Below are 12,104 nucleotides of genomic sequence, written 5' to 3'. Positions count from 1 at the left end.
ACGCCGGCCCCTTCCGCAGCGCCGGGGAGACCGGACACTCCGGGACGTTGCGGTCGGCCGCGGCGGTCGGAGGCACCGCGGCAACCGCGTACACCGGGACGGCCGGAGGCACCGCGCGCACCGCACCGACCGGAACCGTGACACCGTCCGCGTCCCCAGGGGCGCCCGGACGCGTCGGGGAAGCCGAGTGGACCGGGGCGCCTGGAGACGCTGCCGCAGAACCCCTGCACGCCTGCGTGGGCGGAGACTTCACGGCAACCGCGTACCCACGGGTACCCGGCGGTGGCGCGGAATCCCCGTGGACTGGAGCGGCCGGAGGCGAGGCGGCATCCGCCTGCCCGGGGGCGCCCGGGAGCGCCGCGGACTTCGCGTGGACCGGGGTGCCCGGTGGTGCCGGGGAGGGTGCGCGGGCCCGGGCGGCCGGAGAGGCCGCGGTGACGGGGTACGCAGCAGCGCCTGGTGGGGCGATGGAGGCCGGGGTGCCCGGAGGGGCCTCGGAGCCAGCGGATGCCGTGGCGGGCTGGGGGGTGGAGGGCTCCGGGGAGGACCCCGCCGGCCGGCTGGCCGGGCTCGACGACGTCGGGCGGGCCGAGGCGGTGCGGGTGTTGCGGCGGCTCGGGCTGTTGGCGGAGGGGCCCGTGCCCCGGTTCGTCCACCCGGTCGTCGCGGACGCCGTGGAGGAGGCCATGTCCCCCGCCGAGGCCGAGGCCGCCCGGCTGCGCGCCGCCCTCCTGCTGCACCAGGGCGGGCACCCCGCCGAACACGCCGCCGCGCAGCTGCTCGCCGTGTCCTCGTGCCCGGAGCCCTGGGCGCAAGAGGCACTCCGGGCCGCCGCGACCGCCGCCCTGCGCCGCGCGGACCCGGAGGCCGCCGCCCGCTACCTGCGCCGCGCCCTGCTCCTCAGCCCGCCCGACGGACCCGGCCGCGCCGACCTCCTCGTCGAACTGGCCACCGTCGAGCGCGACTTCGCCCCCAGGGCCGCACTGCGCCACTTCACCCAGGCCCTGCTCCTCCTCCCGGACCCGGCCGGCCGCGCCCGCGTGGCGGGCCGGATCCCGCCCTTCCTCCTCGCCGACTGCCCGCCCGCCACCCTCGACACCGTCGCCCGGACCGCCGCCGCGCTGGGCGACCCGGCGGGGCTCACCGGCGCCGCCCGCCACAGCGCCCTGCGGCTGGAGGCCCGCCTGGGACACGCCGCCGTGGCCGGGCCCGCCGAACTGGCCGCCTCCGCCGACCGGCTGCGCGCCCTCGGCCCCGTCCCCCGGCTGGACGGCGCCGCCGACCGGGAACGGGTCACCGTCCTGCTGCACGGGGCCGTCCTGGCCCAGCGGGTCACCGCCGCCCAGGCCGTACCGCTCGCCGAACGGCTGCTCCAGCACGAGCCGGCCACCCCCGGCCACGTCCACACCGCCCTGCCCCTGCTGACCGACGTCCTGGTCGCCGCCGACTCCCTGACCATCATCGGCCCCTGGCTGCACACCGCCCACGACCGGGCCCGCCGCGACCACGCCACCGTCCCGCGGGCCCTGACCGCCGTCGAACTCGCCCATCTCGCCCTCGCCCGGGGCGACCTGGCCCTGGCCCGCGTCCACGCCACGGAGGCGCTCGACCTGGGCGCCACCGAATGGGCCGCCCCGCGCACCCTGGCCGCCGTCTTCCTGGCCGCCCTGGAAGCCCGGGACACCGCCCTGTGCGAACGGCTGCTGGCGGGCTCCCCGCCGGACCCCGCCCACGGCCACCTCCCCTCCCTCAGGCTCCTCGTCCGCGGTTCCGCCGCCGCCCTGCGCCACGACCTGCCGACCGCCCTCGACTGCTACCTCGACTGGGGGCGCACGGCCGAACGGGCCCACTGGCGCAACCCGGCCGTCGCACCCTGGCGCTCCTGGGTCTCCGCGCTCCACTACCGGATGGGCCGGCCCGGCCAGGCCCACGACCTCATGGACGAGGAGTACGAACGCGCCCTGGCCTGGGGCAGCCCGGTACCCATCGGCCGCGCGCTGCGCGGCCGGGGCGCGGTCACCGGGGGAGAACGGGGGCTCGCCCTGCTGCGCGACTCCGCGGCCACCCTGGAACGCACCGCCCACCTCCTCGAACAGGCCCGCACTTCCCTGCTCCTGGGCAGACGGCTGCTGACGGCCGGCCAGGAGGCGGAGGCCGAGCACCGGCTCACCCACGCCCGGGAACAGGGACTGCGGTGCGGGGCGCCCTGGATCGCCGACCGGGCCGGCCGGGCCCTGCACACCATCGCCGGCTGCCAGGGCGCGGACGCGGTGGCCGCCCTGACCCGCACCGAGCGCCGCGTCGCCGCCCTGGCCGCCCGCGGCACCTCCAACCGTGCCATCGCCGAACGGCTGGAGGTCAGTGCCCGGGCGGTCGAGAAGCACCTCACCCAGGCCTACCGCAAGCTGCGGATCGACGGCCGCGCCGCACTCGCCCCCATGGCACAACTGCTGGCCCAGGAGGCCTCGTGACGGCCTGCGGGCGGCGGGGGAGGGGAAGGGGGCCCGGCGGGCGCCCGTACCGTACCGAACCGAAGCCCCCCGGTACCGCCCGTAACCGTACCCCCCGGCCCGCGCCCACAGGGTTAGCGCGCGCGGGATTGATTTCGTTGACACCTTTCACCCCGTCTCCCTACCTTCGAGGTGGCGCTGATCGAACTGCGCGGACGACGGAGTTCGAATTGCAGCAAGCCTTGTTAAGGACGCGTTGACGCCGTGTTGAGGCCGCGTTTCCGAATGATTCGAGCCGCAATACGGCCGGCCATGGAAGGGCATGTATGAGCCAGGGTTTACCGGTGACCTTTTCCACTGTCCGGGACGGATACTTCAACCCGCCCCCGGAGACCCGGTCGCTGCGCCGGACCGAACCGCTGACGCGCATGGAATTCGCCGACGGCCACCTCGGCTGGCTCGTCACCGGATATTCCGCCGCCCGGGCCGTCCTCGCCGACGCCCGCTTCAGCGCCCGCGGCGAGCTCAAGCACCCGCCGGTCCCGCGCGCCGCGACCCTGGACGAGGCCCCGGCCGCGCCCCCCGGCATGTTCATCCAGCACGACGACCCCGAGCACCAGCGCTACCGCAAGCTCCTCGTCGGGCAGTTCACCGTCCGCCGGATGCGCCTGCTCACCGAGTGGATCGAGAAGATCACCACGGAGCGGCTCGACGAGATGGAGCGCCTCGGCTCCCCCGCCGACCTCTTCGAGCACTTCGCGCTGCCCATCCCCTCCCTCGTGATCTGCGAACTGCTCGGCGTGCCCTACGCCGACCGCGACACCTTCCAGCACCACACCCACGTCTGGAGCAGCTTCGGCGAGTCCACCGAGGACGTCACCGCCGCCTTCCTGGAACTCGCGGCCTACCTGGGCGGCCTGGTGCGCCTCAAGCGCACCGAGCCCGCCGACGACATCCTCAGCGGCCTGATCACCGCCGACCCGGACCTCACCGACGAGGAACTCACCTCGATCGCCTTCCTGCTGCTGGTCGCCGGCCACGAGACCACCGCCAACCAGCTCGCCCTCGGCACCTTCGCCCTGCTGGAACACCCCGAGCAGCTGGCCGCGCTGCGCGCCGACCCCTCCCTGATCGAGGGCGCCGTCGAGGAGAGCCTGCGCTACCTCAGCATCGTCCACCACGGCCCCACCCGGGCCGCCCTCGAGGACGTGGAGATCGAGGGGACCCTCATCAAGGAGGGGGAGGTCGTGATGGTCTCCCTCGCCGCCGCCAACCGCGACCCCGAACGCTTCCCGGACCCCGAGTCCTTCGACGTGACCCGGCGCGCCGCCGGCCACCTCGGCTTCGGCCACGGCATCCACCAGTGCCTCGGCCAGCAACTGGCCCGCATCGAGCTGCGGGTCGGCTTCACCGCCCTGCTGGAACGCTTCCCGCAGCTGCGCCTGGCCTGCCCGCCCGAGGAGGTCCGGCTCCGCCACGACATGCAGGTCTACGGCGTGTACGCGCTGCCCGTCGCCTGGTGAGCGACGACCCGCTGCGGGTCACGGCCGACCGGCGGCTGTGCTGCGGCGCCGGCATGTGCGCCCTGATCGCCCCCGGGGTCTTCGACCAGTGCGAGGAGGGCCTCGTGGTCCTCCTCGACCCCGGGCCGCCCGCCGCCGCGCACGCCGCCGTGCGCGAGGCCGCCGACCAGTGCCCCTGCGCCGCGATCACCCTGCACACCGCCGGCTGACCGCCCCCGCCTCCCTCCGGGGTCTCCCCGCCCGCCGAAGGCCGCCCGCACCCGCCGCACGAAGGCGTTCCCACGCCACCGTCCGTCCCTTTTCTCCTGAAAGTCAGGTACCTACCGTGGAACAGCACCTGTCACGCCGCCGCTTGCTCGGAATGACGGCCCTCGGCGCGGCGGCCCTCGCGGGCACCACCACCATCGGAGCCCCCCGCGCCCTGGCCGCCGACCGCGCCGACGGCACCGCCTTCGTCCCCGCCGTCGTCATCGGCACCGGCTACGGCGCCGCCGTCTCCGCACTGCGCCTGGGCGAGGCCGGGGTCCGCACGGTCATGCTCGAAATGGGCCAGCTGTGGAACCAGCCCGGCCCCGACGGCAACGTCTTCGCCGGCATGCTCAAGCCCGACAAGCGCTCCAGCTGGTTCAAGAACCGCACCGAGGCCCCCCTCGGCAGCTTCCTCTGGCTGGACCTGGCCAACCGCGACATCGACCCCTACGCCGGCGTCCTGGACCGGGTCAACTTCGACCAGATGTCGGTGTACGTGGGCCGCGGCGTCGGCGGCGGCTCCCTCGTCAACGGCGGTATGGCGGTGGCCCCGAAGCGCTCCTACTTCGAGGAGGTGCTGCCGCGCGTCGACGCCGCCGAGATGTACGACCGCTACTTCCCGCGCGCCAACTCCATGCTCCGCGTCAACCACATCGACAACGGCTGGTTCGAGAGCACCGAGTGGTACAAGTTCGCCCGGGTCTCGCGCGACCAGGCCCAGAAGGCGGGCCTCGGCACCGTCCACGTCCCCAACGTCTACGACTTCGACCACATGCGGCGCGAGGCGGCCGGGGAGGTCCCCAAGTCGGCGCTGGCCGCCGAGGTCATCTACGGCAACAACCACGGCAAGCAGAGCCTGGACAAGACCTACCTGGCCGCCGCCCTGGGCACCGGCAAGGTCACCATCGAGACCCTGCACCAGGCCAGGACCATCCGGCAGCAGAAGGACGGCACCTACCTCCTCACCGTCGAGCAGCGCGACGCCGACGGCCGGCTGCTGGCCACCAAGGAGATCTCCTGCCGCCACCTGTTCCTCGGCGCCGGCAGCCTCGGCTCCACCGAACTGCTGCTGCGCGCCCGCGAGACCGGCACCCTGCCGGAGCTCAGCTCCGAGATCGGCGCCGGCTGGGGCCCCAACGGCAACATCATGACCGCCCGCGCCAACCACGTGTGGAACCCCACCGGCGCCAACCAGTCCTCCATCCCCGCCCTCGGCATCGACGACTGGGACAACCCCCAGAACCCCGTCTTCGCCGAGATCGCCCCCATGCCCGCGGGCCTGGAGACCTGGGTCAGCCTCTACCTGGCGATCACCAAGAACCCCGAACGCGGCACCTTCGCCTACGACGCGGCGACCGACCGGGCGGCCCTGCGCTGGACCCGCGACCAGAACACCCCCGCCGTCAACGCCGCGAAGTCGCTGTTCGACCGCATCAACAGGGCCAACACGACGATGTACCGCTACGACCTCTTCGGCAAGCAGGTGAAGGCCTTCTCCGACGACTTCACCTACCACCCGCTCGGCGGCTGCGTCCTCGGCCGGGCCACCGACGACTACGGCCGGGTCAAGGGCTACAAGAACCTCTACGTGACCGACGGTTCGCTCATCCCCGGCTCCATCGGCGTGAACCCGTTCGTCACCATCACCGCCCTGGCCGAACGGAACATCGAGCGCGTCATCCGGCAGGACGTCACCGCCGCGTAGCCGGCGGCGCGCGCAGGGGAACAGCACGGGGTCCTCCCCGGCATGCCCGCAGGCCCCGAGGCGCTGCGGAACCAGCCAGTCAGCAGTAGTTCAACGGGTCGATGGAGCACACATGATGCGGGAGTCTGTCGCTATGCCGGAGGAGTCCGGGAACGCCGCACACGAGGTGATCGTGGCGATCGGATCGGCACACCGCCGGCCGCAGGACACCGCCGCGGTCGGGGCGTTCGACGCGGAGTTCCTCGCGGAGGCCGCCGCGGACCCGTCGGACCCCGTGACGGCCGGCGCCCTGCCGCACGGTCCGGCCGCGGCGGAGACCTGGTGGGAGGCGCTGGAGGACGCCGGGGCCGTCCCGGCCGCGAGCCCGGCCCCGGGCGTCTTCCTCACCGGCCCCGGCACGGCCGCGGAGACCCCCGCGCAGGAGGGGGCCGCCGCCGCGGTCGGCGCCGTCCTGCGGCTCGCCCCCGGAGCCGCCCCGCTGCTGCGCCGCCTCCCCACCGGCCCCGACGCCCTGCGCGCGGCCCACGAGGCCCTCAGCCGGGGCGAGAGCGCCCTCGCCCTGGCCGCCGGCCCCGACGTCCACCTGCCGGACACCGCGCCCGGCGGCTACGGCGCCGTCATCCTCAAGCCGCTGCCCGCCGCCCGGGCCGACGGCGACCGCATCCTCGCCGCACTCACCCCCGACGGCCGCCTCACCACGCCCCCCGACTCCGGCTGGAACACCACCCCGGGCTCCACCCCCGACGCCGCCGCCGCCGTCCCCGGCGTGGCCGCGGGACGCGGGGACGGGGAGCCGCTGCCCTGGATCCTCTCCGCCGCCGGGCCCGACGCGCTGCGCGCCCGGGCGCGGCAGTTGTACGAGCACCTCACCGCGCACCCCGGCCTCGACCCCGCCGCCGTGGGGCGGGCCCTCGCCACCACCCGGCACCGGTTCCCGGACCGCGCCGTGCTCCTCGGCGACGCACCGGACCGCCGCCTCGAAGCGCTGGCCGCCCTCGCCGACGGCGCCTTCCCCGCCGACGTGGTCCGCGGCACCGCCACCGGCCGCCCGGCCGCGTTCGTCCTGTCCGGCATCGGCGGGCAGTGGCCCGCGATGGCCGGGGAACTCATCGATTCCTCCCCGGAGTTCCGCGCCGCCGCCCTGCGCTGCGAGGAGGCGCTCGCCCCCTTCACCGGCTGGCTCCTCACCGACGTGCTGCGCGGCGCCCCCGGCGCACCCGGCCCGGACACCCCCGACGTCAGCCTCCCCGCCACCTTCGGCGTCCAGGTAGCCCTCGCCGAGACCTGGCACGCCCACGGGGTCCGCCCCCGCGCCTACGCCGGCCACAGCGTCGGCGAGATCGGCGCGGCCCACCTGGCCGGTGTCCTCACCCTGGAGGACGCCGCCCGGGCCGCCCACGCCTGGGGCGCGGCCCTCGCCGAACTCGCCGCGCACGGCGGCGACATGCTCGCCGTGAGCCTGCCCGGCCACCTCCTCCAGGAGCGCCTCGCCCCCTGGGCCGGGGAACTCTGCGTCGCCGCCCACAACGGCCCCGCCTCCCACGTGGTCTCCGGGGACGGCGACGCCGTACGCGCCCTGCGCGCCGCGCTGGAGGCCGACGGCATCCGCTGCGGCGGCGTACGGCTCGGCGCCGCCGCCCACTCGGCGCACGTCGACGCCGTCCGCGACCGGCTGCTCTCCGCCCTCGCCGGCCTCACCCCCCGCGCGGGCCACACCCCGCTCTACTCCTCCGCCACCGGCGGCCTCGTCGACGGCCGCACCCTGGACACCGGCTTCTGGACCGAGGCCCTGCGCCGCCCGGTCCGCTTCGAGCAGACCACCCACGCCCTGCTGGCCGACGGCCACGAGGCCCTCGTGGAGATCGCCCCCCACCCGACGCTGACCGCCGCCATGCAGGAGACCGCCGCGGCCGCCGGACGCCACGCCGTCACCCTCGCCACCCTGCGCCGCGGCCAGGGCGACCTCCGCCGCCTGCGCACGGCCCTCGCCGAGGCCTGCGTCCAGGGCGTCGACGTCGACTGGACGCCCGCCTTCCGCGCCGGTGCCGCCACGGACCGCGTCCAGCTGCCGACGTACCCCTTCCAGCGGCCCGCCGCCGGCCGTGCCCCCGCCGCCCGCCTCGCCCTGCTGCCCGAGGCCGAACGCGAGCACACCGCCGCCGCGCTCGTCCGCTCCCTGACCGCCGGCCTGCTGGGGCTGCCCGGCCCGGACGCCGTCGCCCCCGGACAGGCCTTCCGCGACCTCGGCCTGGACTCCGTCACGGCGGTGGAACTCCGCGGCCGCCTCAACCAGGCCACCGGACTCCTCCTGCCGCACACCGTCGTCTTCGACCACCCCACCCCCGCCGCCCTGACCCGCCGGATCCTCGCCGAAGCCCTCGGCACCCACGAGGACCCGGCCGCCCCGGACACCACCGCCGCCGCCTGGGACGAACCCGTCGCCATCGTCGCCATGAGCTGCCGCCTGCCCGGCGGCACCGACAGCCCCGAAGCCCTGTGGCGGCTGCTCGGCGAGGGCGCCGACGCGGTGTCCGCGCTGCCCGCCGACCGCGGCTGGGACGTCGAGGGCCTCTACGACGCCGAGCCGGGCCGCCCCGGCCGCTACTACCAGCGCGAAGCCGGCATGCTCGCCGAAGCCGCCGACTTCGACCCGGAGTTCTTCGGGATCTCCCCGCGCGAGGCCCTCGCCATGGACCCCCAGCAGCGGCTCCTCCTCGAGACCGGCTGGGAGGTGCTCGAACGCGCCGGCATCGACCCCGCCACCCTGCGCGGCACCCGCACCGGCACCTTCGTCGGCGCCATGAACCAGGACTACGGCCCCCGCCTCCACGAGGCACCCGAGGACATCAGCGGCTACCTGCTGACCGGCAACAGCGTCAGCGTCGCCTCCGGCCGGCTCGCCTACACCTTCGGCTTCGAGGGCCCCGCCGTCACCGTCGACACGGCCTGCTCCTCCTCCCTCGTCGCCCTCCACCTGGCCGCCCAGTCGCTGCGCACCGGCGAATGCTCCCTGGCCCTGGCCGGCGGGGTCACCGTGCTGCCGACGGCCGGCTCCTTCGTCGAGTTCAGCAAGCAGCGCGCGCTCGCCCCCGACGGCCGCTGCAAGGCCTTCTCCGCCGACGCCGACGGCTTCGGCCTCGCCGAGGGCGCCGGCATGGTCCTGCTGGAGCGGCTCTCCGACGCCCGGCGCAACGGCCACCGGGTCCTGGCCGTCGTCCGGGGCTCCGCGATCAACCAGGACGGTGCCTCGAACGGCCTGACCGCCCCCAGCGGTCCCGCGCAGCAGCGGGTGATCCGCCAGGCCCTGGCCAACGCCGGGCTGACGGCGGGCGACGTGGACGCGGTGGAGGCCCACGGCACCGGCACCCGGCTCGGCGACCCGATCGAGGCCCAGGCCCTCCTCGCCACCTACGGCCAGGACCGCGACGCGGACCGGCCGCTGTGGCTGGGCTCCCTGAAGTCCAACATCGGCCACACCCAGGCCGCCGCGGGCATCGCCGGCGTCATGAAGTCCGTCCTGGCCCTCCAGCACGGAGTCCTGCCCCGGACCCTGCACGCCGACGTCCCCTCCCCGCACGTGGACTGGAGCGCCGGACGGGTCCGGCTGCTGACGGACGCCGTGGAGTGGCCCGCGACCGGCCGCCCGCGCCGGTTCGGCGTGTCCTCGTTCGGCATCAGCGGCACCAACGCCCACGCCGTCATCGAAGAGGCCCCCACCGCACCCCGCCGGGCGGACGAACCCCCGACCCCCCTCCCGTCCGAAGCCGCCGCCATCCCGGCGCAGCCCGCCCCGGTCGGCGGCGCGGCCGACGCCGCGGCCGCCCCCGCCGCTGACGACGCCCCGGCGGGATCCGTCCCGGCCCAGGACGTTCCGGCGGAAGCCGCCCCGGACGACGCCCCCGCCGTGCCCTGGATCCTGTCCGCCCGCAGCCCCGAGGCGCTGGCCGCCCGCGCCGGGGCGCTGCTCGCGCACACCGCCGCGCACCCCGGACGCCGCCCCGCCGACACCGGCCACGCCCTCGCCACCACCCGGACGGCCTTCGCGCACCGGGCCGTCGTCACCGGGGCCACCGAGGCCGAACTCACCGAGGGCCTGCGCGCCCTCGCCACCGGCGGCTCCACGCCCCGCACCGCCCAGGGCACCGCCGCCGACGGCCGCCGCGTCGCCTTCGTCTTCCCCGGCCAGGGCTCCCAGTGGGCCGGCATGGCCGTGGAACTCCTCGACACCTCCGCCGTCTTCCGCGAACGGATCGCCGCCTGCGGCCGCGCCCTCGCCCCGTACGTGGACTGGCACCTGGAGGACGTCCTGCGCGGCGCCCCCGGCGCCCCCGCCCTCGACAGCGCCGACGACGTGGTCCAGCCCGCCCTCTGGGCCGTCATGGTCTCCCTCGCCGAACTGTGGCGCTCCTTCGGCGTCGAGCCCTCCGCCGTCATCGGCCACTCCCAGGGCGAGATCGCCGCCGCCGCCGTCTCCGGCGCCCTCGGCCTGGACGACGCCGCCCGCGTCGTCGCCCTGCGCAGCCGCCTCCTCGCCCGCCTCGCGGGACTCGGCGGGATGGTCTCCGTCCCCGAACCCCTCGCCGACGTCACCCGGCGCCTGGAGCAGTGGGGCGAACGCCTCGGCGTCGCCGCGATCAACGGCCCCCGCTCCACCGTCGTCTCCGGGGACGCCGACGCCCTCGGCGAACTCCTCGCCGCCTGCGCCGCCGACGGCGTCCGGGCCAAGCGGGTCCCCGTCGACTACGCCTCCCACTCCGCGCACGTGGAGCTCATCGAGGCCGAACTCGCCGAGGCCCTCGCCGGCATCACCCCGCTCGCGCCGAGCGTGCCCTTCTACTCCACCGTCACCGGCGAACCCGTCGACTCCGCCGCCCTCGACGCCGCCTACTGGTACACCAACCTCCGCACCACCGTCCGCTTCGAGCCGGCCGCCCGCCGCCTGATCGCCGACGGCCACCAGGTCCTCGTCGAGTGCAGCCCGCACCCCGTCCTCGCCATCGGCCTCCAGGAGACCGCCGAGGACGCCGCCGCCACCGTCGACGTCCTGCCCTCGCTGCGCCGCGGCGACGGCGGCGCCGCCCGCTTCCTCACCTCCCTCGGCGAGGCCTGGACCCGGGGCGTGCCCGCCGACTGGCCCGCCGCCTTCGCCGGCCTGCGCCCGCGCCCCGTCGACCTGCCCACCTACCCCTTCCAGCGCCGCCGCTTCTGGCTCGACACCGCCGCACAGGCCGCCCCCGCGACCGGCGCCGGGTACGGAGAGGAGGAGGCCCGGTTCTGGGAGGCCGTCGAGAACGCCGACGTCCGCGCCCTGACCAGCTCACTGGACCTCGCCCCCGACGCCACCCTCGACACCATGGTCACCCGGCTCGCCGACCGGCGCCGCCGCTCCACCCGCACCGCCCGCATCGACGGCTGGCGCTACCGGATCACCTGGACCCCCACCGAGACCCGCGCCCGGCGCGACGGCCGCGCCCCGCTCACCGGGACCTGGCTGCTCGTCACCACCCCCGCACACGCCGGATCCGCCACCGCCACCGCCGTCCACGAGGCCCTCACGGCGCGCGGCGCCCGCGTCGAACGCGTCGCCCTCGACCCGGCCGCCCACCCCGGCCGGCAGCACGTGACCGCACTTCTCACCGACCGGCTCACCGAGGCCGCCCTGGACGCCGACGCGGTCACCGGGGTGCTCTCCCTGCTGGCCGAAGACCCCTCCGACGCCCCCGGGCACCGCGTCCCGGCCGCCCTCGCCGCCACCCTCGCCCTCGTCCAGGCCCTCGGCGACACCGGCGTCGGCGCGCCCCTGTGGTGCGCCACCTCCGGCGCCGTCGCCACCGGCCCCGCCGACCCGCCCCGCCACCCCGCCCAGGCCCAGCTCTGGGGCCTCGGCCGGGTCACCGGCGCCGAGTACCCCCAGCGCTGGGGCGGCCTCGTGGACCTGCCCGAAACCCTCGACGCCCGCACCCTCGACCTGCTCACCGGGCTCCTCGCCGAACCCGGCGGCGAGGACGAGGTCGCCGTCCGCGCCACCGGCCTCCTCGCCCGGCGCCTCGTCCGCGCCACCGCCGACCCGGCCGCCCCCGAACGGCTCCGGGGCGCACCCCCGGCCCCGGTGCGGCCCACCGCGCCCGGCCGGCTCCGGAGCGCGACCAGGTCCGGCCGTCGCACCCCCGCCGCCCG

5 protein-coding genes are annotated in these 12,104 nt (G+C 76.4%); all 5 read left to right on the top strand.

Annotation, left to right across the window (positions count from 1 at the left end):
- Window positions 1–512 precede the first annotated feature (512 nt).
- On the top strand, window positions 513–2,471 hold the full coding sequence (locus ACFVXK_RS28525; protein WP_389616799.1) for a LuxR C-terminal-related transcriptional regulator: 1,959 nt from the start codon (window positions 513–515) through the stop codon (window positions 2,469–2,471).
- 323 nt (window positions 2,472–2,794) lie between these two features.
- Window positions 2,795–3,973 carry a cytochrome P450 gene (locus ACFVXK_RS28520; protein WP_389616796.1) on the top strand — a complete coding sequence of 393 codons (1,179 nt, stop codon included), beginning with the start codon at window positions 2,795–2,797 and terminating at the stop codon, window positions 3,971–3,973.
- Window positions 3,970–4,182, top strand: coding sequence for a ferredoxin (locus tag ACFVXK_RS28515; RefSeq protein ID WP_389616793.1), 213 nt, complete (start codon window positions 3,970–3,972; stop codon window positions 4,180–4,182). The genes ACFVXK_RS28520 and ACFVXK_RS28515 overlap by 4 nt, the downstream gene beginning before the upstream one ends.
- Window positions 4,183–4,334: 152 nt before the next feature.
- Window positions 4,335–5,927, top strand: coding sequence for a GMC oxidoreductase (locus ACFVXK_RS28510; RefSeq protein WP_389616802.1), 1,593 nt, complete (start codon window positions 4,335–4,337; stop codon window positions 5,925–5,927).
- A 133-nt stretch (window positions 5,928–6,060) separates the two neighbouring features.
- A partial coding sequence (locus ACFVXK_RS28505) for an acyltransferase domain-containing protein (protein WP_389616790.1) occupies window positions 6,061–12,104 on the top strand: 6,044 nt, incomplete at its 3' end.

Origin of the sequence: Streptomyces sp. NPDC058157, assembly GCF_042884105.1 — a bacterium.
Lineage (GTDB): Bacteria > Actinomycetota > Actinomycetes > Streptomycetales > Streptomycetaceae > Streptomyces.
Note: the sequence above shows the minus strand (reverse complement) of the source record. Positions and strands in the feature narration are given on the sequence as shown.